General features: G+C 64.7%; 21 protein-coding genes. 6 read left to right on the top strand and 15 right to left on the bottom strand.

From position 1 onward, the window contains the following. Nucleotides 1-90: 90 nt before the first annotated feature. Both VOM14_RS12730 and VOM14_RS12725 read right to left on the bottom strand, forming a co-directional pair. Complete coding sequence (locus VOM14_RS12730; protein WP_327629043.1) at nt 91-1,059, bottom strand: cyclopropane-fatty-acyl-phospholipid synthase family protein; 969 nt, start codon at nt 1,057-1,059, stop codon at nt 91-93. 26 nt (nt 1,060-1,085) lie between these two features. Next, complete coding sequence (locus tag VOM14_RS12725; RefSeq protein ID WP_327629042.1) at nt 1,086-2,897, bottom strand: chloride channel protein; 1,812 nt, start codon at nt 2,895-2,897, stop codon at nt 1,086-1,088. Between the two features lie 238 nt (nt 2,898-3,135). Here VOM14_RS12725 and VOM14_RS12720 point away from each other — a divergent pair, with 238 nt between their 5' ends. Beyond that, nucleotides 3,136-4,671: a methyl-accepting chemotaxis protein gene (locus tag VOM14_RS12720; protein ID WP_327629041.1), complete on the top strand. Its 1,536-nt coding sequence runs from the start codon at nt 3,136-3,138 to the stop codon at nt 4,669-4,671. Nucleotides 4,672-4,685: 14 nt separating this feature from the next. Here VOM14_RS12720 and VOM14_RS12715 read toward each other — a convergent pair whose 3' ends face one another. Continuing rightward, complete coding sequence (locus VOM14_RS12715; protein ID WP_327629040.1) at nt 4,686-5,318, bottom strand: LysE family translocator; 633 nt, start codon at nt 5,316-5,318, stop codon at nt 4,686-4,688. 116 nt (nt 5,319-5,434) lie between these two features. Between VOM14_RS12715 and VOM14_RS12710 the strand changes: the two genes are divergently transcribed. Beyond that, nucleotides 5,435-5,887, top strand: a complete 453-nt coding sequence (locus tag VOM14_RS12710; protein ID WP_327629095.1) for an Lrp/AsnC family transcriptional regulator — start codon at nt 5,435-5,437, stop codon at nt 5,885-5,887. Between the two features lie 120 nt (nt 5,888-6,007). On the opposite strand, the gene VOM14_RS12705 is transcribed toward VOM14_RS12710, so the two are convergent. From VOM14_RS12705 to VOM14_RS12660, 10 genes are all read right to left on the bottom strand, one after another. Continuing rightward, complete coding sequence (locus tag VOM14_RS12705) at nt 6,008-6,703, bottom strand: GntR family transcriptional regulator (RefSeq protein WP_327629039.1); 696 nt, start codon at nt 6,701-6,703, stop codon at nt 6,008-6,010. 7 nt (nt 6,704-6,710) lie between these two features. Then, the gene (locus tag VOM14_RS12700; protein WP_327629038.1) at nt 6,711-7,802 is read right to left on the bottom strand and encodes an ABC transporter ATP-binding protein; all 1,092 of its coding nucleotides are present in this window, start codon (nt 7,800-7,802) and stop codon (nt 6,711-6,713) included. 26 nt (nt 7,803-7,828) lie between these two features. After that, complete coding sequence (locus tag VOM14_RS12695) at nt 7,829-8,623, bottom strand: ABC transporter permease (RefSeq protein ID WP_327629037.1); 795 nt, start codon at nt 8,621-8,623, stop codon at nt 7,829-7,831. A 69-nt stretch (nt 8,624-8,692) separates the two neighbouring features. Next, the gene (locus tag VOM14_RS12690) at nt 8,693-9,574 is read right to left on the bottom strand and encodes an ABC transporter permease (RefSeq protein WP_327629036.1); all 882 of its coding nucleotides are present in this window, start codon (nt 9,572-9,574) and stop codon (nt 8,693-8,695) included. 51 nt (nt 9,575-9,625) lie between these two features. Beyond that, the gene (locus VOM14_RS12685; RefSeq protein ID WP_327629035.1) at nt 9,626-10,657 is read right to left on the bottom strand and encodes an ABC transporter substrate-binding protein; all 1,032 of its coding nucleotides are present in this window, start codon (nt 10,655-10,657) and stop codon (nt 9,626-9,628) included. Nucleotides 10,658-10,770: 113 nt separating this feature from the next. Further along, nucleotides 10,771-12,243, bottom strand: coding sequence for an aldehyde dehydrogenase (locus tag VOM14_RS12680; protein WP_327629034.1), 1,473 nt, complete (start codon nt 12,241-12,243; stop codon nt 10,771-10,773). A 42-nt stretch (nt 12,244-12,285) separates the two neighbouring features. Then, on the bottom strand, nt 12,286-13,329 hold the full coding sequence (locus VOM14_RS12675) for an LLM class flavin-dependent oxidoreductase (protein WP_327629033.1): 1,044 nt from the start codon (nt 13,327-13,329) through the stop codon (nt 12,286-12,288). A 48-nt stretch (nt 13,330-13,377) separates the two neighbouring features. Next, a complete protein-coding gene (locus VOM14_RS12670) occupies nt 13,378-14,346 on the bottom strand; it encodes a flavin reductase family protein (RefSeq protein WP_327629032.1) in 969 nt (322 codons plus the stop codon). Beyond that, on the bottom strand, nt 14,339-15,226 hold the full coding sequence (locus VOM14_RS12665) for an alpha/beta fold hydrolase (RefSeq protein ID WP_327629031.1): 888 nt from the start codon (nt 15,224-15,226) through the stop codon (nt 14,339-14,341). The genes VOM14_RS12670 and VOM14_RS12665 overlap by 8 nt, the downstream gene beginning before the upstream one ends. Further along, nucleotides 15,216-15,803, bottom strand: coding sequence for an amino acid synthesis family protein (locus VOM14_RS12660; protein ID WP_327629094.1), 588 nt, complete (start codon nt 15,801-15,803; stop codon nt 15,216-15,218). The genes VOM14_RS12665 and VOM14_RS12660 overlap by 11 nt, the downstream gene beginning before the upstream one ends. Before the next feature lie 286 nt (nt 15,804-16,089). Between VOM14_RS12660 and VOM14_RS12655 the strand changes: the two genes are divergently transcribed. Together VOM14_RS12655 and VOM14_RS12650 are read left to right on the top strand one after the other, a co-directional pair. Beyond that, nucleotides 16,090-17,496: a selenium-binding protein SBP56-related protein gene (locus VOM14_RS12655; protein WP_327629030.1), complete on the top strand. Its 1,407-nt coding sequence runs from the start codon at nt 16,090-16,092 to the stop codon at nt 17,494-17,496. Beyond that, nucleotides 17,493-18,173, top strand: a complete 681-nt coding sequence (locus VOM14_RS12650; RefSeq protein WP_327629029.1) for a hypothetical protein — start codon at nt 17,493-17,495, stop codon at nt 18,171-18,173. The genes VOM14_RS12655 and VOM14_RS12650 overlap by 4 nt, the downstream gene beginning before the upstream one ends. Nucleotides 18,174-18,291: 118 nt before the next feature. Here the strand turns inward: VOM14_RS12650 and VOM14_RS12645 are convergent, their stop codons facing one another. Next, nucleotides 18,292-18,525: a DUF2795 domain-containing protein gene (locus VOM14_RS12645; RefSeq protein WP_327629028.1), complete on the bottom strand. Its 234-nt coding sequence runs from the start codon at nt 18,523-18,525 to the stop codon at nt 18,292-18,294. Nucleotides 18,526-18,811: 286 nt separating this feature from the next. Between VOM14_RS12645 and VOM14_RS12640 the strand changes: the two genes are divergently transcribed. Further along, nucleotides 18,812-21,022 (top strand): VTT domain-containing protein, encoded by a 2,211-nt coding sequence (locus VOM14_RS12640; protein WP_327629093.1) that lies wholly within the window; start codon nt 18,812-18,814, stop codon nt 21,020-21,022. Continuing rightward, the gene (locus tag VOM14_RS12635; protein ID WP_327629027.1) at nt 21,019-21,795 is read left to right on the top strand and encodes an endonuclease/exonuclease/phosphatase family protein; all 777 of its coding nucleotides are present in this window, start codon (nt 21,019-21,021) and stop codon (nt 21,793-21,795) included. Before VOM14_RS12640 ends, VOM14_RS12635 begins: the two co-directional genes overlap by 4 nt. Nucleotides 21,796-21,824: 29 nt before the next feature. On the opposite strand, the gene VOM14_RS12630 is transcribed toward VOM14_RS12635, so the two are convergent. Beyond that, nucleotides 21,825-23,657 (bottom strand): DNA-binding protein, encoded by a 1,833-nt coding sequence (locus tag VOM14_RS12630; RefSeq protein WP_327629026.1) that lies wholly within the window; start codon nt 23,655-23,657, stop codon nt 21,825-21,827. Between the last annotated feature and the right edge of the window lie 86 nt (nt 23,658-23,743).

Raw genomic sequence — 23,743 nt, 5'->3', positions numbered from 1 at the left:
CCCGCTTATCGACTGTGTCGAGGGTGGCGCGTCAATCAGATTCACGCTGCCGCTTGTGAGGCAGACTGGCGCGGCAAAGTCTACGAATCCTCAAGCCGCCGCGCCAGGCCAGGGCAGCGCGCTCGCGCGCATCCCCGCCTTCCGCCCGACGATCTCGTAGATCGCCACATCGTGATGCTCGAATGCCGAGGCCCATCCATGCAGATAGTCGCGCCACGTCTGGAAATGCCGGTCATCCACGAGTTGCCGCAGCAGCGCCGATTTCTCGCGGAAGTTCTCCTCCCATAAGCGCAGCGTCCTCACGCAATGTCGGCGCAGATTCTGAATGTCCGACACTTCCAGGCCGCCTTCGCGCATCGCGGTGAGCGCATAGCCAAGGTCGGGCAGTTCGTCGTCGGGAAGTACATGGCGACTGGAAAACTCGCCGCCGTCGAAACGGAAATCGCCGTTGCCCGGTCCCGCCGACATGATCCCGTGACTGATCAGCACGCCATCCGCGCTGAGATGTTGCTGCAAGACAGCGAAGTACTCCGAAAGATCGCCGCGACTATCGAACTCGAACATACCGAGGCTCGTGATCCTGTCGAACGAGCCCTCGACATCCGGATAAGCTTGCAAACGGATCTCGACGCGCCCGGCCAGGTTCGCTTTCTTGATGCACTCGTTGGCCCAGTCGAACTGGTTCTTCGACTGCGTAATGCCGACGCAGCGCGCGCCGAATTTTTCGGCTGCGCGAATCACCAGCGCGCCCCATCCACAATCCACATCGAGAAGGCTCTGCCCCGGCCTGAGCCCGATTTTCGTGAGCACGTGGTCGATCTTTTTCAGTTGCGCCGTCGCGAGATCTTCGTCGCCGTGTTCGAAATAGGCGCACGAATAAACCATGCGCGGATCGAGCACCATCGAGTAGCAATCGTGCGGCAGCATCGCGGCAAGCTTCCGGTGGGCGGACCGTTCATCACGCTGCGGCCGTCGCGCCCATAGGCTCGCGTGCGCGGACCGGCTCATCTGCGCGCGAATTTCGTTCAGCCACCGGCTGAGATTTCCATCCTGAGGCATCTGTGTCTCCGTTGTGCAGCGGTTTTCTAGCGCTCGACATCCGCATGCCTGGCCGGGGCTTCTTCGCGCTTGTTTGTCGGCGCATAACGCGTGCTTCTCGGAATCCACACGCGGCGGAATTGTTCGAGTTCATGCTCCTCCGCGAAAACCGACATCGACGGTTTCACCAGATCGTGCCGCGAGACGATGCCGAGGAGACGCCGCGTCGTCTCGTCCTCGACCACCGGCACGCGGTCGAGCCCGCTGATGGCGAGGCGCGCGGCCACGCTTCTGCACGTCTCTCGCGGCAGCGCGATTTCGAGCCGCGACTGTACAAAGAACTGACCTAGCGCGGCACTGGTCTCTTCAGCGGGAATCCGTTCGAGCAGCGTCCGGTCCGCCATGCCGACCAGCTTTCCAGAGGACACAACCGGATACGCGCGATGCTTCTGCCGCGCGCCGAAATAGACGCGCAGCACATCGGCGACCGTCTCATTGGCATCGATTGTCGCGACTGTGCGGGTCATCACTTCGTCGACGTAATGCCTTTCCAGCGGGTCGATGCTGTACTCGCGGTAAATGTGATAGCCGCGGCGCGCGACCTTTTCCGTGAGAATCGAGCGGCGCATGAAGAGAACCGTAAAGCCATACGCGACGGCCGCCGCGGCGAGAAGAGGAAGCAAGGCATTGGCGTCGCCCGTCAGCTCGAATGCAAACACGGCGGCCATCACGGGCGCGCGCATCATGCCGCCGAGCGCGGCCGCCATGAAGATGAGCGGCCAGACCGCGGGCTCGCCTCCCGGCATATAAGGCGCGGCAATCGCGCCGATGCCCGCGCCCATCATGAGTAACGGCGCGAGCACGCCGCCCGAGGTGCCCGAGGCGAGCGCGATCACCCAGATCACGGCCTTGACGAGCACGATCGCGATCACGACTTGCACTGCGAGATGGTTCTGCAACAGGTCGCCGATCACGTCGTAGCCGACACCGAGCGTGCGCGGCTGAAAATATCCGCCGATGCCGACTGCGATCGCGCCCAATGCCGGCCACCACATCCAGTGAATCGGCAGGCGGCCGAACATGTCCTCGACCTTGTAGAGACCCGTGGACAATCCCCAGGACAACGCACCGGCGACGAGTCCCGCAATCGCCGACGACACGATGCCGATCGGCCCGAGCGGTAACGTATGCAGCGGAAACAGCGGCCCGCTGCCGAGCAATAGTGGCCGCGTAAATCCAGCCACGGCGCACGCGATGGCGACCGGCAACAGGCTGCGCGGCCGCAGTTCGAATAGCAGAAGCTCGATGGCGAGCAGCACGGACGCCACCGGCGTGCCGAACACGGCCGTCATGCCGGCCACGGCGCCGGCCACGAGCAGCGCCTTGCGTTCCGCACTCGACAAATGAAAGTATTGAGCGACGAGCGAGCCGATCGCGCCGCCCGTCATGATGATCGGGCCCTCCGCGCCGAACGGCCCGCCGCTGCCGATTGCGATTGCCGAGGCAAGCGGCTTGAGCACCGCCACTTTCGGCGACATCTTGCTCTTGCCGAACAGGATCGCCTCGATGGCCTCGGGTATGCCGTGGCCGCGAATCTGCTCGGAGCCGAACCGCGCGATCAAGCCGACCAGCAGGCCGCCGATCACGGGCGCGGCAATGACCAGCAAGCCGAGCGTGTTCTGCGACGGCGAATGGTTCTCGGCGGAGACCGTCTGAAAGAAGAACAGGTTCGTGAAGAGACGGATGAGGTGCAGCAGGAAATCGGCGGCGACGGTGCTCAACGCGCCGCCGACCGCCGCTATGGCACTAATGCGCAGAAGCCGGACGTCCGTTGCGAAATCACCCTTGTGCTCACTCATGATTCCCCTTGCTTGACCGTCGAAGATCGATAATGTTCGAAGCCCATTTATATCACATCGTGATCCAATGTGTTCAGACGATAGCGATGCGGCCCCTCTTCTAATGTCGATCGGAAATGGCTATCGAACACGCCGACGCAATCGGTAATCCATACCGCGTGCGCCTAAAGATTGGGCGACGCCTGTCGTTATATGTACCAGATAGTTAATTTTGACACTCACTCCCGGCCACGCACCCATGAAAGTTTCAACGAAGCTGGTTCTGATCGTTTGCACTGCGCTGGCGGGCGTTCTCGCCATCGCGGCGATCGCCCTGTCACAGCTCGACCACGCGCTCACCGAAGGCCGTCAGGCGCAGATCCAGACGCTGCTCACCAAGGCGGAACACCTCGTGCTGTACTACCAGTCGCAGGAAGCGAGCGGCAAGATGAGCCGCGACGAGGCGCAGGCGGCCGCGAAGACGGCGCTCAATCAGTTGAACGCGAACAGCCAGAGTTACTACTGGGTGACCAACACGGACAGCATCAACCTGGTGCATCCGAACGCGAGTCTTGTCGGCACCAAGTCGGGCGGCAATCGCACGAGGTCCGGCGACCTGACCGATACGCAGGCCTATCGGCAAGGGCTCGCCAATGGACACTTCGCGATGGTCGACGTGTTGATCCGGCGCTCCAAGGACGGTCCGCTGGAAGCCAAGCTGCAAGGCGTGGTCGCGATTCCCGCATGGCAATGGTGGATCGGCACGGGCTTCTTTTACGACGATATCGACGCCGCGTACTGGAAGCTCGCCAGAACGCTGATACTGGTTGCGCTCGCGATCCTCGCGGCCGTAGGCGGGATGGCGTGGGTCATGACGCGCAGCGTAAAGCGCGAACTCGGCGGCGAACCTGCCGAGGCCGCGGCCTTCGCCGCGCAAATCGCCTCGGGCAATCTGGCGGCCAGCATCAAGCTCGATCCGTCGGACCGTTCGAGCTTGCTGTATGCGCTCAGTGAAATGCGGCTGCGGCTGTGCGATCTGGTGAAAGGCATTCAGCATTCGAGCGATTCGATTGCGACTGGCTCGGGCGAAATCGCGCAGGGCAACACGGACCTCTCGCAACGTACGGAAGAACAGGCGGCGTCTCTCGAGGAAACCGCAGCCAGCATGGAGCAGTTGACGGCAACCGTGAAGCAGAACGCCGACAACGCGCGGCAGGCCAGCCAGCTTGCGGTGCTCGCGACCGATGCCACGCAACGTGGCGGCAATGCGGTCGACGAAGTGATCGGCACGATGCAGGGCATCGCCGAGGAATCGCGCAAGATCGGTCAGATCATCAGCGTCATCGAAGGCATTGCATTCCAGACCAATATTCTCGCGCTCAACGCGGCGGTCGAAGCAGCGCGAGCGGGCGAGGAAGGACGCGGCTTCGCGGTGGTCGCGGGCGAAGTGCGGACGCTCGCGCAACGCAGCGCCGCGGCGGCGAAAGACATCAAGGATCTGATCCAGTCGTCCGTGGCGCGAGTCGACGACGGCACGGACCAGGTGGCGGTCGCCGGCGAACGGATGACCGAAATTGTGCAGTCGATCCGCCGTGTGAGCGACATCATGGGAGAAATCGCCGCCGCATCGGTCGAGCAGAGCACCGGCATCGAGCAGGTGAACCGCGCGGTCTCGCAGATGGACGAGGTCACGCAGCAAAACGCCGCGCTCGTCGAAGAAGCGGCCGCAGCAGCTGCATCACTCGATGAACAGGCCGCGCGCCTGCAGACGATGGTGGGCGTGTTCCACCTTTGATAACCGCGCGTCGGCTACTGCGAAAACTGCGAAAGCGTGCGGAACTGCTCGACAATCAGGATGAGCGCGATGACGATCATCGCGCCGCCCGAGCACCGGTTGATCGCCCGGGCGACTGCGGGGCGGGTTCGCAACACGATCTTCGAGCCGATGCCCACGAGCGAATAGACCAGCGCGCAATTCACGATCTGCACCGCGCCTAACGCGACAATCTGCATCCAAACCGGCCATGCTTCCTTGTGACTCGTGAATTGCGGCAACAAGGCGAGAAACAGCAGCAGCGCCTTCGGGTTTGCACCGCTCACGGTGAAGCCGCGAATCACCCATTTGAGCGCGCTATCGGCCTCGTCTTCGCCGACGCCCGGCATCGACGGATTAGCGAGCACGCCCACGCCAAGCCAAAGCAGGTACGCCGCGCCCGCAAAAGTAATCACCTCGAGGATCGACGGAACGCTCACCACCAGCGCGCCGATTCCCGCCGCCACCACGAGCGTGATCATCAGATACCCGAGCAACATGCCGCCGACCGCCGGCGCCACGGCCCTGCCACGCGAACCGGCCGAGATCGCGTACGCCCAGTCCGCTCCCGGCACGACCACGAGAGAAATAGAAAGAACCCAAAAAGCCGCCAATGTACTGATTTCCACGCCCGCCTCTGCTGCTCATATACCGTGTTGATGAGCCTTAGATGCTACGGAACGGAGGCCCAAAGGTGCTTCCAACTTTTCACCTGGGGGCGGCCGATTGCGCTATTATTTTTCAAATGGACGCAATAGACCGAAAGATTCTTGCTCAACTACAGGAAGATGGCAGAGTTTCTGTCACGGACCTGAGCGAGCGCATTGGGCTGAGCCTTTCACCGTGCCATCGCCGGGTTCGCGCGCTGGAAGAAGCCGGCGTGATCGACGGCTACAGGGCTCACATCAATCCGGCGAAAGTCGGGCTGAATTTTTCGGCAATCGTGTTTGCCACACTTCGCGAGTCCACCAGCAAAAGCGTGCGGTCTTTCGAATCGGCCCTGATCGACATTCCGGAGATCATCCGGGCCGAGCGCCTGTTCGGCGATCCGGATTTCATGCTGCACATCGTCACGCACGATCTGGCCGCATTCCAGAAGCTGTACGACAAGCATCTTTCCGCGCTGCCCTTCGTGCTGCGCCTCAGGTCCACGCTTGTCATGAAGAGTATTTTCGACAACAGGCCGGTGCCGCTGTAGAGCGAGCCGTAAAAAAGTGGCTCGCCGGGCAGCGCTCCGAGGAAGAAACCATTCAAGAAATCGCCCGCACGCTGGTGTTTCCACGCGTGATGCACGCGCGCTGCCATGCCCGCATATCGACTATTGGGCTGACGTCTCCCGCCCGGCATCCAGAAGATTTCCCGCGATCTCCGCCACGCGTTGAACGTGCGCGACGGCTGCATCGCGCGCGCCTTCCTGATCGCCCGACTGAATAGCGTCCAATATGCGATTCATCTCGTGAACCGCTTGCCGGCCGCGATCGTCGGAAGCGATGGTCAATGCCCGCAAACGGTTGATTCGCGCGGTCAGAGACTGAACGATCTCCCACGCCACATGCTTCTTCCCCACGCTGAACATGCGCTCGTAGAACGCTGTCGTGGACTCCCTCACCGCTTGATGATCCTGCGCGTCGAACGCCGCTTCGATCGTTCGCAGACAAACCGTCAGTTCAACGAAGGTCTGCTCATCGGCATATTGCGCGCAAGCCATCGCGGCCTCGCCTTCGAGCAACGCGCGAATTTCATAGATCTCCGCCGCCGTCCGCGCATCAAGCATCGCGACAATAGGCCCTTGATTCGGTATCGAATCGACAAGTCCTTCTGTCTCCAGATGCCGCAGCACTTCGCGCACCACTGTGCGGCTCACGCCCAGTTCCTCGCACAACGAGCGCTCCACGAGCCGCTCGCCGGGACGAAAATGCGCGTCCAGAATCGCAGCGCGCATTTTTTCGAGCACGAGTTCGCGCAACGTCGTCGTGCGGCGTTCCACTTTGAGCGAAGGCAGCGCGGCACTCATTGCAGCGTCAAGCTTGGGCAAAGAGACGCACGTCGCGTGCATCCCAATCTACGAGCGCCTGCGTGCCGATCGAAATGCCGCTGTCGTGACGATGCGCGGCCGGCATGCGAATCGAAATCTCCTGCTGCCAAGGTGTGGCGACCGCGTAATGCATGGCATCGCCGAGATACGTGATGTCGCGCACGGTCACGGGCAGGCCCGCTGCGCTGCGTGCATCGCGCAGTGCGTGAATGCGCATCTGCTCCGGGCGAATCATCAGCGCGCCGTCGTCGCCGGCCGTGAGCGCCGGATGTAAGCTGCCTGTCGCGATTTCGTGACCATTCGGAAACACGCCGTTCATGCGGCCGTTACTGTTGGCGGTCACGCGCACCGGCAGGAAATTCGAATTGCCAATGAAGCTCGCGACAAAGCGCGACGCCGGATTCGAATACAACTGCTCGCCCGTGCCGACCTGCTCGATGCAGCCCTTGTTGAATACCGCGATGCGGTCCGACAGTCGCAGCGCCTCTTCCTGATCGTGCGTCACATAGAGAATCGTCACGCCCGTTTCCTGATGGATACGGCGCAACTCAAGCTGGATTTCCTCGCGCAGCTTCTTGTCGAGCGCGGACAGCGGCTCGTCCATCAGCAGCACGGGCGGATCGTATGCGAGCGCGCGCGCAATCGCCACGCGTTGCTGCTGACCGCCCGACAACTGCGCGGGCATGCGGTCGCGGCATTCCGACAGATGCACGAGCTTCAGCATCTGATCGATTTTCGCCTTCACTTCCGCATCCGGACGACGGCGCACGCGCAGCGGAAAGCCCACGTTTTCGCCGACCGTCAAATGCGGAAACAACGTATAGCGCTGGAACACCATGCCGATGTTGCGCTTGTTCGGCGCCACAGAAAGTAGCGGCTTGCCGTCGAGCAGCACGCGGCCCTCGGTCGGCTCCTGAAAGCCCGCGACGATATAAAGCGTCGTGCTCTTGCCCGAGCCCGACGGCCCGAGAAAAGTCATGAACTCGCCTTTGCGCACGTCGAGCGAAACCTGGTCGATGGCGACGACGTCGTCGTAAGTCTTGCGCAAGCGCTGGATTTGCAGGAATGCTGAAGTCATGGCTTGGTTACCTCAACTGATATGCGTTAGCGTGCGCGGCGCAGCACGGCGCCCGCGAGCATCAAAACAGTCGTCAATCCGACGAGCAGTGAAGACGCGGCCGCCACGACCGGCGTCAGGTCCTGCCGCAGCGTCGCCCAGATGCGCACGGGCAGCGTCTGCAAGGTCGGGCTCGACATGAAAATCGACACCACCACTTCGTCCCACGATGCAAGGAACGAAAAGAGCGCGGCTGCGAAAAGGCCCAGACGAATCGCGGGCAATGTCACGCGCAGTTTCACTTCGAGCGGCGACGCGCCGCACACGAGCGCGGCATCTTCCAGAGCGGTATCGAAGCTCGCGAGCGAGTTGCTGATCGAGATGATCGAGAACGGCAGCGCGATGATCAGATGGCCGATCACGAAGCCCGTCATCGTCCCGTTCAGGCCGATGCGCAGAAAGAACGCATACAACGCGACGGCCAGCACGACGACAGGCAGCACCATCGGCGTGATGAACAGCGCGCGTGCGGCCTCGCGTCCGCGAAACCGGCCGCGCACCAGCGCGAGCGAAGCCAGAAAGCCGATCAGCACCGAGAGCGCCGTGACGATGCACGCGAGCTTCGCGCTCGTGAGCAGCGAGTCGATCCAGCCGGCGTCGGTGAAGAGCTGCCGGTACCACTCCAGCGTCCAGCCAGGCGGCGGAAAAATCAGCCACTGCGAATCGCCAAACGACAGCGCGACGATGAACAGAATCGGCAGCAGAAGAAACAGCGCGACGGCCGCGCCCACCGCGAGCAGAACCCAGCGCAGCGCGCCCAGACGGTCGAAATCGAGCAGCATGTCAGTTCTCCTGATGCATCGCCGTCTCGGGCGGCAGCGAACAAAGTGAACGTGTGGCGTCTTTCATCATCAGCCTCCCGTACGCGCACGTGCGCCACCTGCAAAGCGCAATTGCAGCGCATACAGCGCGAGCGTCACGACAAGCAGCACGAACGCGGCAGCGCCCGCGAGACCCCAGTTCAACAACTGCTGCACGAGCTGCGCGATCAGTTCGGCGAGCATCATGTATTGCGCGCCGCCTAACAGCGCGGGCGTCACGAAATAGCCGAGCGCCATCACGAACACCATCAACCCGCCGGCCGCGATGCCCGGCATGGCAAGCGGCACGAGAATGCGCCAGAACGCCTGCCAGCGGCTCGCGCCGCAAATGGCGGCGGCCCGCAGCGTGGAGGGATCGATGCCGCGCAACGTCGCGTGAAGCGGCATCACGAGAAAAGGCAGCATGATGTATGTCATGCCGATCGTCACGCCGATCAGGTTGTTCACGAGCGTGAGCGGTTCGCTGATCACACCGAGCGCCATCAACAGACGATTGATCGGCCCGGTCTGTTGCAGCAGCACCATCCAGGCAAACGTGCGCGCGAGCAGATTGGTCCACATCGACAGCAGCAGAATCGCGAACATCACGGCGCTCAGCTTGCGCGGCGCGATGGCCAGCAGCCACGCGGTCGGAAAGCCGATTGCGAGCGTTGCGGCGGTGACGACGCTCGCCACGAGGAACGTGTTGCCGAACACGCGCAGATACGTGGTCGAGCCGAGCAGTTGTGCATAGTTCTGCAGGCCCGGCGCCGGCTCCATCACGCTGCGTAGAAGCAGCGACAGCACCGGCAAGATGAAGAAGACCAGCAGCAGCAACAGCGCGGGTATCAGAAGGCGCATACTGCGCCAGTCGCGCCGCCGGCGTGGTGCAGCGGCAGGCGCATGGGCGACGGTACTCATTACGTCAGGCATGGTGTCTCCCCATCCTCTTCGATGACGGTGCAGCGCTCGCGCGCCGTGTGCTTACTTCGATTGCCACGCGTACCAGCGCTTCGCAATGGCGTCGCGATTGTCGGCCCAGTACTTCATGTCGAGATTGATCTGCGAGTTCTTGTACTGATCGGGCAGCGTTTTCGCGACGGCCGGCGACATCAGCGCGGCCGACTTGACGTTGACCGGCGCATAGCCCGTTTCCGTGGCGAACTTCGCCTGAGCCTGCGGGCTCGTTGCGGCCGCGAGATACTTCATCGCTTCCGCCTTGTGCTTCGCGCCCTTCGGAATCACGAGCATGTCGGCGGCCGTCAGGTTCTGATTCCACGAGATGCCGACCGGCACGCCGGTCTGTTCGAGCGCATGCAGGCGGCCGTTCCAGAACATGCCGATCGGTGCCTCGCCGGATGCAAGCAGTTGCTGCGATTGCGCGCCGCCGCTCCACCAGACGATGTCGCTCTTGATTGTGTCGAGCTTCCTGAAGGCGCGGTCGAGGTCGAGCGGATACAGCTTGTTCGGCGGCACGCCGTCCGCGAGAAGCGCGATTTCGAGCACGCCGGGCGCGGACCATTTATAGAGCGTGCGCTTGCCGGGGAATTTCTTCGTGTCGAACAGATCGGCCCACGTCTGCGGTTGCGCGCCCGCGTATTTCGCCTTGTTGTAGCCGAGCACGAACGAGTAATAAAAACTGCCCACGGCAGCGGGCGTGGAAAAGCGCGGATCGAGTTCATCCTTCTTCACGACCGAGTAGTCGATCGGCTCGATCAGTCCGGCCTTCTGCGCGGCGTAGGCAAAGTCGCCTTCGACATCCACGACGTCCCAGTTCACGTTGCCGCTATCGACCATGGCCTTCAGCTTGCCGTAGTCGGTGGGGCCATCCATCAGCACGTTGATGCCCGTCGCCTGCGTGAACGGCTGCGCCCAGTTTTTCTGCTGCGACGACTGCGTGGTGCCGCCCCAGCTCGTGAACACGATCGGGTCCGCGGCCAGCGCGGGCGCGGCCACGAGCGTCGCCGTACACAAGGCAATCAGCGGCGCGATAAAAGAAGGGGTCTTGCTGCTCATGTCTGTCTCCATGGTTTGGGTTCGCATCAGGCAACGCATCGGTCAACGCATCGGGCAACGCATACGGCAGCCAGTCGAGCGCCGGCTTGGTGATCCTGTTTTCATCTCGTCCGTCAGCGCATGACGAACGGATCGGCGATCGGCTCATCCGACGTGCGTATCCACACCGACTTGGTGCGCGTGTAGTCGAGCACCGCTTCGAGCCCGCCCTCGCGACCGAGGCCACTCAAACCGTAGCCGCCGAACGGCACGATCGGCGACACCGCGCGATAGGTGTTGACCCACACGATGCCCGCGCGCAACGCGCGCGTGAGCCGATGCGCGCGCGTGAGATCGCGCGTGAACACGCCGGAGGCGAGGCCGTAGCGCGTGTCGTTCGCGAGCGCGACGGCGTCGGCTTCGGTATCGAACGTGACGACGCTCAGCACCGGCCCGAACAGTTCCTCCATCACGCTCGGCACTTTCGAATGCGGACAATCCACGATGGTCGGCAAGAAGTAATTGCCGCGCGCGAAACCCTCCGGCTGCGCGCCGCCCGTCACGACGCGCCCGCCCGCTTCCACGCTCGCACGCAGCACCTTGTCGATGTGCTCCAGCTGACGGCGCGTCGCGAGCGGCCCCATTTCCGTGGCCGCATCGTGCGGATTGCCGATGCGAATCGCCTGTGCCTTGTTGACGAGCCGCTCGATCAGCGCGTCGTGAATGCCGCGTTGCACGACGAGCCGCGAGCCCGCCACGCAACTCTGCCCCGTCGCCGCAAAAATGCCGGCGATCACGGCATTGCTGGCGCTCTCCAGATCGGCGTCGTCGAAGACGAGAACCGGCGACTTGCCGCCCAGTTCGAGCGACATCGACGCGAGGTTGTCCGCCGAATTGCGCACCACGTGACGCGCCGTTTCGGGACCCCCCGTGAAGGCGATGCGCGATACCAGTGGATGGCTCGTGAGCGTGCGTCCGCAATCGTTGCCAAAGCCCGTGACGATGTTCACCACGCCCTTCGGAAAGCCCGCTTCATGCACGAGCCGCGCGAATTCGAGCAGTGGCGCGGGGCCGTCTTCGGAAGCCTTGAGCACGATCGTGCAGCCCGCCGCGAGTGCCGGCCCGATCTTCACCGCCGACAGAAACAGTTGCGAATTCCACGGCACGATGCCCGCGACCACGCCGACGGGTTCGCGCCGCAGCGTCACTTCCATGTCGGGTTTGTCGACCGGCAGCCACGCGCCCTGGATCTTGTCGGCGACGCCCGCGTAATAACGGTAGTACTCGGCGACGTACCCAATCTGGCTCTTCGTCTCGCGGATGATCTTGCCCGTGTCCTGCGTTTCCAGTTCGGCAAGACGCGGCGCGTGTTGCGCGACCAGATCGGCGAGTTTGTACAGCAACTTGCCGCGCGCGCTGGCCGTGAGATTCGCCCACGCCGGGTCGGACAGCGCGCGATGCGCGGCCTGCACCGCGCGGTCCACGTCGTCCGCGCTCGCGGCAGGCATTTGGGCCCACACTTCACCCGTCGAGGGATCGAGGCTGTCGAAATGCTCGCGTGCATCGTCGAAAGCACCGTCGATGTATTGCTGGAACCGCTGGACCATGTCAGCCACTCCGGATCAGGAACAGGTAGGCACAAGCGTGCATTAGCGCGCGCCGAACGCTGGCATCACGTCGGAGATGAACAGTTCCAGCGACTTGCGCTTGCGCTCGAAACTCATATGGCTGTCGAGCCAGAAGCTGTACTGGTCGTAACCGAGTTCTTCATAACCCTTGAGCCGCGCGATCACCTGCTTCGGCTCGCCGATCACGAGGTTCTTGCGGATGGACTCGGACGAATACTGCGGGAACATCTCGACATCGGCATCCGTGATCGCTTCAATAAAGCCCTGCTCGATCGGACGCTCGTTCTTGAACCACTTGCTGAAGTAGCGATAGAACTGCGCGAGGTCTTCGACGGCGGCATCCACTTCGGCGGCATTCGCGCCGACGAACGTGTGCATCAGCATCATCACTTGCGGGCGCGGCACATCGGGAAGCGCGGCGCACGCGGCGTTAAAACGCTCCATCAGGCTCACCACTTCGGCATCGCCTTGCGCAAGCGACGTGACCTGCACATTGCAGCCGTTCGCGATGGCGAACGCGTGCGAGTTCGGATCGCGCGCGGCCAGCCACAGCGGCGGATGCGGCTGCTGCACCGGCCGCGGCACCGGCGTGCTCGACGGCCACGACCAGAATTCGCCCTGATGCGCGTAATCGCCCTTGAACAGCTCGCGCAGCGCGGGCACCAGTTCGCGCATGCGCGCGCCCGCCGTCATGGCATCGAGTCCCGGCAACAGGCGCTCGTATTCGAACGAGTACGCGCCGCGCGCAATGCCGATGTCGAGACGTCCGTTGCTCGCGACATCGACCATGCCCGCTTCGCCCGCCAATGCAATCGGATGCCAGAACGGCGCGATCACCGTGCCCGTGCCGAGACGAATGCGCTCAGTCTTCGCCGCGAGGTAGGAAAGATTGATGAACGGATTCGGCGCGATCGTGAATTCCATCGCGTGATGCTCGCCGATCCACGCGGTGCCGAAACCGCCGCGCTCGGCGATCTGCACCAGCTCGGTCATCTGATCGAATAGTTCGCGATGCGACGTCGTGTCGTCGTATCGCTCCATATGCAGGAACAACGAGAACTTCATGATGATTCCTTTATCAAGGGTTCGTTGCCGAAGTGGAGCGTCGTTGCGTCAATGCGAAAGCGCGAGGGCTTGCACCGTGCCGGCCTGCGAATCGCCGACATAGATGCCGAACGCGTCTTCGCTGCGTTCGCGCACATAGCGCTGCAACATGGAGCGCACGGCTTCGTCGCGCACGTCGTCCCATGGAATCTGCGCGAGCGGGACGATGCGGATCGCGCTGTCGAGCCACGCCGCGCCGCTATCGACCACGCGGCCGCGGTAGTAGACCTGCACGCTCGCCGGCTGTCCGCCGGTTTGCGCGCCGCCCGATTCGAACACGGCGAAGATGAAGTCCAGATGCACGTCGAGACCGAGCTTCGCCAGCACGCCGCGCAGGCTCGCCGCGTCGCTCGCGGGTTCGAGCTTGATGCCGGTCGGCAATTGCAGGCCTTGCGGCGTGTCGAGCAACACGAGCCCGTCGCGATGTTCGAGGATCGCGCCGACCTGCGCGCGCGAGCCGGCTGCCGCCAGCGCGTCCTGCGAGAGGCTGAAGTTCACGTAGGCGCCGCGGCAATATCCCAGCGGCGACGCGCTCGTATGAACGAAATCGACCACACGTCCAATCAGAATGATGTGATCGCCCGCATCGACGACATCATGCGTCGCGCAGTCGAAGCTCGCCGCCGCGCCCGACATCACCGGCGCGCCCGTGCTGCGCGTTTGCCACGCGACTTGCGTGAACTTGTCGGCGGCTTTCGAGGCGAACACGCCCGACACGCTTTTCTGGTCTTCGGACAGCACGCTCACCGCGAAATGCGTCGTCTCCGAGAACACGGCATAGCTCGACGCCGTCTTCGCGATGCACACGAGAATCAGCGGCGGATCGAGCGACACCGACGTGAACGAATTCGCGGTGAAACCGCGCGGCGAGCCGTCGGGCTGGATTGTCGTGACGACCGTCACGCCCGTGACGAACGCGCCGAGCGCGCGGCGGAAGTCGGCGGCGTCGAAAGCCTGTTCGGTGACCGGTTCATTCATGGCGTTCTCCAAGGATCGATGCTTGCGTATTGCGAACGCAGGCGCCCACGTCCGCTTCGGCGAGGAAGGCGAGCAGCCGTTGATTCACCCGTTCGGGGTCGGTGACGTTCATCATGTGGCGCGCGTCCGGCAGGATTTCCGCGCGACCGTCCGGCGCGGCGGCCGCCATCGCGCGCGACATCGCCGGGCTCGAATTCGGATCGCCCTCGCCGGTCAGAAAAAGCGCGGGTAAGGCAAGGCTCGCGAGCCGTCCGACATGCGCGTCGTCGGAAGAGGCAAACAGCCGGTAGGTGCGTGCATAGCCAAGCGGATCGACCGACAGCAGCAGCGTGCGCACCGCTTGCGCCGCCTGCGTCAGATGCCCTGGAACCGGATCGCCGAACCAGCGCGAGAGCGTCGCGTCGATGCCCGCGTTCTGCGCGGTTTCATCGAGCGAGGCGGCGCGCGTCATCACGGCTTCGCGCTGCTCCGGCGTGCGGTCGTACACCGCGTTCAACGCGGCGACACTCAACGCGCGCCGCGGATGCGTCAGCGCGAATTCGAGTGCGACGAGCGCGCCCATCGAATGCCCGACCACGTGCGCGCGCTCGACCTTCAGCGCATCGAGCAGCGCCTCCAGTTGCGCCGCGTATTCGGCGAGCGTCGGCGTGGCCGTGGGCAGCGCGCTCTGGCCGTGGCCGAGCATGTCGTAGACGAGCACCTCGTAGCTCTCGGTCAGCGCGTCGATCTGCGGCGCCCACACGCTCTGGTTCATGCCGACGCCGTGAATCAGCACGACCGTGGCGCGCGCCTTCGGCAACTGCGACGCGTACACGCTGTAGCTCGTGCCGCCGGCCTCGCCGCGCGACGCGGCACGTTCGGGCGCGAAATCAGCCTTCATGGGTTCCCAACTCCTTGAGGTCCTGATAGCGGTCGCCGATCCGATGATGCGGACGCCCGCCGATGGACGCGCCGAGCGCGATCACGAGTTCGTCCGGCGCGGGCGCATCGACGATCGAGAACTGCACGGTCAGGTAATGCGAGCGCATGCCTTCGTCGTGCTTGTGCATCAGCGGAATAGTGATCGGGCAGTTCGGACCGCCGCGCAGATTGGTGAAGCTCAGGTAGCTTTTGGCGCCGACGGCATTGCGATACAGATTGCCGAAGCGCAGCGTGTGAATCAGCGCCGACGCATGTTCGATTTCGCCGGACGTGCCGACGATAGCCGCCTTGCCGTAGCCCTCGATCGCCTCGCCGGAACCGGCCACTTGCAGCATCTGCGCGGTCAGCATTTCACCCAGTTGCGGCGCGAGCCCGTGAATCTCGGGTTTCAGATCTTCGACGAAACCGCGCCCCGCCCACGGATTGCGCAGCACCGCCGCCGCGCCGATCAGTTTGAGCGGCCGCGCCGCGGCCTTGCCGCCTTCAATGAAAGTGTCTTCGACGTAAGTGACCAGCTTGCGCACTTCCAGCTTCATGTCGTTCTCCTGACGAGGGGCAATGCCCATGGATGCCGGCTCGATGCCGCTTGTTGAGATTATGGTATGCCATGTTATGGTCCACTCCAAGTAAATCAGTATTATGGAATACCACGATATGAGGCACGGCGCCTCTGGCACGATTCCGGCATGCGGGCCCGGACGAGCCCAGACACACCCCGCGCAAGTTCGGGTTGCTCTCGGGGCCAACGTGAACTACATCTAAAGCGCGAAGCGCGTTCAGGCGGGCCGCCCGCGCGCCGGATCAGAAAGAGGAGACGCCGTCATGCGTATGCGACCCGATCCCACGTTTCACGCCTCGCCCAAACTCGCCATGGATGCGCCCGCGGAAGAGTACGCGTACACGCTCCTGCTCAGCCCCGATTTTGCGCAGCCCGACGCGCTCGCCGTGATCGACGTCAAGCGCGGTTCGCCGACCTACAGCCAGGTGGTTCACACGGTGCCGGTGCCGAACAAAGGCGACGAATTTCATCACTTCGGCTGGAATGCGTGTTCGTCCGCGCTCTCGCCGCTGACGGGCCACGCGTTTCTCGAGCGCCGCTATCTGATCATTCCCGGCATGCGCTCGTCGCGAATTTACATCGTCGATACGAAGCCGCATCCGACGCAGGCGAAAATCCACAAGATCGTCGAGCCCGAGGAAATTTTCCGCAAGACCGGCTACTCGCGCCCGCACACGGTTCATTGCGGACCGGAAGGCATTTACGTGAGCACGCTCGGCGGCGGCGGAGCGGACGGCACCGACGGGCCGCCGGGCATCTTCATCATGGATTGCGAAACGTTCGACGTGCTCGGCCGCTGGGAAATCGACCGCGGTCCGCAGCAGAAGCACTACGACTTCTGGTGGAACCTGCCGCGCGATTACATGGTGTCGAGCGAATGGGCGCTGCCGCCGCAGTTCGAGAACGGCATCGTCCCCGAGGATCTGCTGGCGAACCGCTACGGCCACACCGTCCACTTCTGGGATTTGCGCGGCCGACGCCATGTGCAGAGCATCGACCTCGGCGCGCATCATCAAATGGCGCTCGAAGTGCGGCCCGCGCACGACCCGAGCCGCGAGTACGGTTTTATCGGCGTGGTGGTCGATACGACGAACCTGGAAGGCTCGATCTGGACCTGGTGGCGCGAAGGCGGCCAGTTCCAGATCGAGAAGACGGCGACCATTGCGCCCGAACCGGCGGACGCCGCCTCGCTGCCGCCGTTGCTGCAAGGCTTTGGCGCGGTGCCCCCGCTCGTCACCGACATCGATCTTTCCCTCGACGACACATTTCTCTACGTCGCCTGCTGGGGCACGGGCGAAATGCGCCAGTACGACGTCACCGAGCCGCGCAAGCCGAAGCTCGCGGGCTCGGTTCATCTCGGCGGGATCGTGCGGCGCGCGCCGCATCCGAACGGCGAGGCGTTCGCGGGCGGCCCGCAGATGGTGGAAATCAGCCGCGACGGCCAGCGCGTCTACTGGACCAACTCGCTGTATTCGACGTGGGACAACCAGTTCTATCCGGGCGGCGTGCCCGCGGCGCAGGTGATGGCGCACGCCCAGCCGGGCGGCGGCCTCGTGCTCGCCGACGACTTCTGGGTGAAGTTTCCCGACGGCTACCGCGCGCATCAGATCCGGCTCGAAGGCGGCGACTGCTCGACGGATTCGTTCTGCTACCCGTCGGTGGGCGTTTGAGCGGCGGCTGGTCGCAGACCGGCCTCTGGCTCGCGGTCGTCGCGAGCGGTCTGTATCACGGCGCCAATCCGGCGATGGGCTGGCCGCTCGCCGTGTCGAGCGCGCTCATGCAAAGGCGCGCGAAGGCGCTCTTCGCCGCCCTCTTCTATCTCGCCGCCGGACATCTGCTGGCCGTCTTCGTGATGATGCTGCCGTTCGCGATGCTCGCGATCCTGCTCGCCTGGCAACGCGCGATCCAGGCCGGCGCTAGCGTGCTCGTGATCGGCTTCGGCGTATTCCTGCTGATCGGGCGGCGCCATCCGCGCGCGCTCGCGCGCATTCCGCCGTCGCGGCTCGCGCTGTGGTCGTTCGCGATTGCGATTGCGCACGGCGCGGGATTGATGCTCGTGCCGATCTATCTCGGGCTGTGCCATGCCGGCGACGTCGACCGCACCCACCAGGCCGCGCAAACGCTGATGGAAGCGCGGCTCGGCATGGCGCTCGTCGTCTCGGGCGTGCATGCACTCGCGATGACGCTGGTCGGCGGGTTCATCGCGTGGCTGGTTTATCGCTATCTGGGACTGAAGTTCGTGTCGCGAAGCTGGTTCAATCTGGACACTGTGTGGGCTTGCAGCTTTATCCTCGTCGGCGCGCTGGCATTGGTGCTCGATGCGGGCGTTGTGGGCCGTGTGGCGTGAGCGGCTTGGGTGGTGCGGCGCAAGCGCCTGATGTGGTGCGGCGCAAGCGCCTGAGGCAACATGATTCGAGTGCCTCAGGCACCAAGGCGCAAGCGCCGCCCGCGCCCTGGTTCCGCCCTTATTCGACGTCCATCGCTCCGCGCACCACCGCCGCGACGCTGTCGAAATTGCGGTCGCCCATGCGCTTGAGCACGGCCAGCACTTCACCGTCCGCACCGTTGCGCGCGGCGAGTTCGACCAGTTTGTCGCGCGTGGTCGGAAACTCCGCACCCTCCAGCGCGCGTGTAATTTCTTCGGGACGCGGTTCGTCGGGATGGCGGTGGTTCTGCGCATGTGCCGGATGCTGAGCCATATTCATCTCCTTACAGTGGAAAAACGTTGCTTTCAGGGGCGCGCATAACCTGTGCCGCGCAATGCCGCGCAGGCTTGCGTTCACGACCCGTTCCTTCCCGTGGTTCGTGACGTCCCTGAAACCGAATGTGCGCCGCAAACCGCGTGCCACGCGGCAAATGCTGCAAATGCTGCAAATGCTGCAAACGCGGAAAACGCTGGAAACGCGCCGCGTCGGCAAGCATGGCAAAAAGCGTCGTGGAACGCGCCTTGCAACCGTGTTGCCCATGACCGCAGCATGGACCGCCATGAGCGAACCCAACCCGACGCAACCCGAACTGCTCGATTCTCCGTCGAGCGACACCGAGGCGGCGGCGCCTATCGCGCCGAACGGCGCGGTCATGGACACCGCTTCGACCTGCGAATGGATTCTGCGCGCGCATCGCGCGAGCGTGCTGATCGATGCGGCGTCCTACTATTCGGTGCTGCGCGACATGATTCCGCGCGCGCGGCATACGATCTTCATTTTAGGATGGGATATCGACAGCCGCATCGAACTCGTGCCCGGCGGCGCGAACGACGGTCTTCCGCCCAGACTTTCAGAGTTCCTGTGCGCCGTGCTCGATGCCAATCCGCAGTTGCGCATCCATCTGCTCGGCTGGGATTTCGCGATGCTGTACGCGTTCGAGCGCGAATGGCTGCCCTCGTACAAGCCCGCGTGGCACGCGCGCCGCAGGCTGTCGTTCCGGCTCGACGGGCGTCATCCGCTGGGTGCGTCGCATCATCAGAAAATCGTCGTGATCGACGACAGCCTTGCGTTCACCGGCGGCATCGACCTCACCGGTTCGCGCTGGGACACGCCCGAGCATCGCCCCGCCGATCCGCTGCGCAAGAACCTCGGCAAGACGAGTTATGGACCGATGCACGACGCGCAGCTCATGTTCGACGGCGCCGCGGCCGCCGCCATCGCCCATCTCGCGCGCGAGCGCTGGCGGCGTTCACGCGCGAGCCACAAGGCGGGCCGTCCGTTCATCGAGAAGCCCGCGGCGCGCACGGACTTGTGGCCGTCCGGCATCGAGCCCGATTTTACGGATGTCGATCTGGGTATTTCGCTCACCGAATCGGCCTACGACGGCAGGCCGGCGATCCAGCAGGTCAAGGCGCTGCATCTGTCCGCCGTGGCCGCCGCGCGCCGCAATATCTATGTCGAGAACCAGTACTTCACCGCGAATTCGGTGGGCGCGGCGCTGCAAAAGCGCATCGCGGAAGAGAACGGGCCCGACCTCGCCATGGTGTGTCCGTACCGGCAGAACGGCTGGCTTCAGGAAGCGACGATGGGCGTGTTGCGCGCGCGCCTGCACAAGTTGCTGAAAGCGGCGGACCACGCGGGCCGTTACGCGATGTACGCGCCCGTCGTGGACGCGCCGAACGGCAAGTTCGTGAACGTGCACAGCAAGATGATGATCGTCGACGAGCGTCTGCTCGTGATCGGCAGCGCGAACCTGAACAACCGCTCGATGGTGCTGGACTCCGAGTGCTGCATCGTGATCGACGCGCGCGGCGACCCGCAGCGGCAACAGGCGATCGCGCGCATTCGCAACCGGCTGCTCGCCGAACACCTCGCATCGAGCGAAACCGAAGTGGCACAGGCGCTCGCGCGTCATGGCCGCCTCAACGCGGCGATTGCGAGCCTCAAAGCCGGTTCCGACTCCGTGCGCACGCTCGAACCGTTGACGCCGCAGGTGCCGCCCGAGTTGCGCGACATCGCCGAGGGCGTTCACGTGCTCGATCCCGAAGCGCCGATCGCCGCCAACGAGCTGATCGCGCAGTTCCTGCCCGAGCCGACGCATCGTCCGGTGATCGTGAAGCTGCTGGTGCTCGGCGCGCTTGCGCTCGGCGTGGTCGCGCTGACTGTCGCCTGGCGCTTCACGCCGTTCGGTCACGAATTGAGCTTCGCGAAGCTCGCCAGCGAGACGCAGCGGCTCGCCGCCACACATTTCGGGCCGCTTGCCGTGGTCGCGATGTACGTCGCGGCGGCGCTGCTCTCGGTGCCCGTGACGCTGCTGATCGCCGTCACGGGTTTCGTGTTCGGCGCGGTGGCCGGCGCCGCGTACGCGCTCACCGGCACGCTGATCGCGGCGGCGGCCGGCTGGGCCGCGGGCGCGTGGCTCGGGCGCGACGCCGTGCGCGAGCTGGCCGGCGCGCGCCTGAATCAGTTGAGCGAACGGCTGCGCAGCAAAGGGCTGATGGCCGTGATCCTGCTGCGGCTGGTGCCAGTCGCGCCCTTCTCGATTGTCAATCTCGCGGCCGGGGCCTCGCATGTCCGCTTTCGCGACTTCATGGCCGGCACCGCGATCGGCATGGCGCCGGGCGTCGTGCTCGCGACGTCGTTCGCTCGCCAACTGGTCGCCGCCGTCACGCATCCCACGCCGCTTTCGCTGATGCTGGTCGGCGTGATCGGCGTGGCGCTCGTGTCCATGTCGCTAGTCTTGCGGCGCATGCTGACGAGGCGCGAATGAGCGCGCGCGCGCACGAAGCCGCGACCTTCGACGAAGCGCCGGACGCGTCGCGCGCGCAGGCGCAGCCGGCGTATGCGAGCGATGCCGGCGAGCCGCTGCGCATCGTCACGTACAACATTCACGGGGCGGTGGGCACGGACGGCCAGCGCTCGGCGGCGCGGATCGCGCAGGTGATCGCGGCGCTGAACGCCGATATCGTCGCGTTGCAGGAGGTGCCGCTCGGCGGCGCGGCGAGCATCGACGTGCTGCGCGAATTGCAGGAGCTGACCGGCATGCACGCGGTGCCGGGGCCGACGCTCGACGGTCCCGACCGGCGCTTCGGCAATGCCGTCCTGACGAATCTGCCGGTGCGCGCGATCCGCACGCTGGATCTGTCGTTCGGCAGCCGCGAGGCGCGCGGCGCGCTCGACGTCGATCTCGACACCGGCCGGGGCCTGATGCGCATCGTCGCCACGCACCTCGGCCTGTCGGCGCGCGAACGCCGCGCCCAGGTGCGGCGGCTGCTCGAAGCGTTCGATACGCCCGATCTTCCGGTGATCCTGCTCGGCGATCTGAACGAATGGTTCGTCTGGGGATGGCCGCTGCGCGCGCTGCTCACGCGCTTCGGACGCGTCGCCGCGCCGCGCACCTTTCCGTCGCGTTTTCCTGCTTTCGCGCTGGATCGCGTGTGGGTGCATCCGGCGACGCGGCTCGTCGATATTCGGGTGGACCGGAGCGCGCCCGCGCGCGTGGCTTCGGATCATCTGCCGTTGGTGGCGCGCGTGCTGCGTTGAGCGGAGTGTCGCTGGGTGGCTGCCCGCGATCAGGCTTCGATCTTCGACATGACCGCGGTGGCCGGATCGTACCGATAGCCCTTCTGTTCGAGACGTTCGGCGAGCGTCGCGCTGATCAGCTTCTGCTGCGCGTCGCGCGAGATCAGATCGTGGTCCGGCTTCAGCCGTTCCAGTTCCGACGACAGGCGACGCAACAACGCAACCTCCGCTGCGCTGCGGGCGTCGAGGAAAGTGACTTTCTGGTTGGTCGCACTGAGCCGCTGCTTGAGTTCCTTCGCATGCGCGATCCACTGCTCGGCGAGCGTGCGAAGTTCGCCGTACGACTTCTCGTGCGTCCTGGCCTGAGTGGCTATCTGACGACGCAGCGAGGCGAGTTCGTCCGCCATCACGGCTTCCCGCGATTCGATTTCCGGCGACGGGCTCTCCGGCGCGAAGGCCGCTTCCTGAGCATGTTCGAGCCGCTGCGCGTGCGCGCGTTCGAGGTCGGCAAGCTGGTGTTCGAGGTCGGTCGCGCGCCGCTCGGCTGCGTCCGCGCGATCCGCCGCCGACGACGCCTCCTGCGTAAGCCGGCTCCTTTCCGCCGTCGCGGCGGCGTTGGCTTCGCTCATGGCGGCGAGCTTGTCGCGGCTCGCATCGAGTTCCTGTTGCACGCGTTCCAGTTCGCCGCGCTGACTTGCTGTTTCGTCGTGACGGGCCGCGTTGGCTTCGCGCTGCGCCGTGAGTTCGGCGCGGGCCTGATCCAGTTCGGCCTGCAATGCGGCGAGTTGCGAGCGGCTTTCGCTGGCCTGCAACGCGGCGTTTTGCGCACGCGATGACGCCGCATTCGACTCATCCGACCAGCGCTGCACTTCCTTCGCGTGCGCGTGTCCGGCCTCGCCGAGCGTGGTGGCCTCGTGGCGCGCGGCATCGCGCTCTTCCACGAGCCGCGTGATTTCCACGTCTTTGGCAGTGCTCGCCTTGCTCGACGCTTCGTGTGCGTGGTGTGCTTCGCTGAGCGCGGCTTCGGCGGCTTGCAGTCTGGTTTCCGCAGTCGAGGCGCGTTCTTCGGCCTGGGCGACGCGGGCTTCCGCGGTCGTTGCCCGCTCCTCGGCTTGGGCCACGCGCGCTTCTGCGGCTGCTGCACGCTCATCGGCTTGAGCCACATGCGCTTCAGCCGCCGTTGCCCGCTCCTCGGCTTGGGCCGCACGCGCTTCTGCGGCGGCCGCCCGCTCATCCGCCTGCGCCACACGCGCCTCAGCCGTGCTCGCCCGCTCCTCAGCCTGCGCAATCCGCGCCTCGCTCGCGGCTTCCCGCTCCTCGGTCTGCGCGACGCGTGCTTGCGCCGCCGCGGCCCGTTGCTCGACTTCGGCGACGCGCTCGTCGGCGGCTTTTGCGCGGTCGCGCAACGACGGCAGTTCCGTCGCGAGGCGATTCACGGCGTCTTCGGAAATGCTCAACGCGTTCGTGAGCGTCGCGACACGCTCGTGGGCCAGCTCGGCTTCGGCGACTCTGTCCTGATACGCGGCCAGCGCCTCGTCGCGCTCGCCCGCGATCGCGTCCGCGTGCTGGCCCGCCACCGCAAGCCGCTGATTCACCACGCGCTCGGCTTCCTCGCGCGCGCTCGCCCACATCGTGCCGGCTGCACTGAGCATGGTTTGCGCGACGTCTTCCGGCAGGCCGCTCATGACGCTCGCATGGGCCGGCTCCGCGTCGGGCTGCCGCGCCTCGCGCCAGCGCTGCAAGGCCGCGGACACGGCGACGATCGAACCGCTGCGGACTTCTCCCCAGATCGCCAGCGCCGAAACCCGCTTGCCTTCGCCAACCATGCGGTCTGCAATGTGAGCCACCCGTTCATCGGTGACGGTGCCTGTTTCCATGGACATGAACGCCTCGAAATCAAAGTGAGCGGACGCGGATCGAGCCTTCCGCGCCGTTGATAGGGACGGCTATTTTACCGGGCAATTCCGGG

It is taken from the genome of Paraburkholderia sp. MPAMCS5 (assembly GCF_036016995.1).
Lineage (GTDB): Bacteria > Pseudomonadota > Gammaproteobacteria > Burkholderiales > Burkholderiaceae > Paraburkholderia.
Note: the sequence above shows the minus strand (reverse complement) of the source record. Positions and strands in the feature narration are given on the sequence as shown.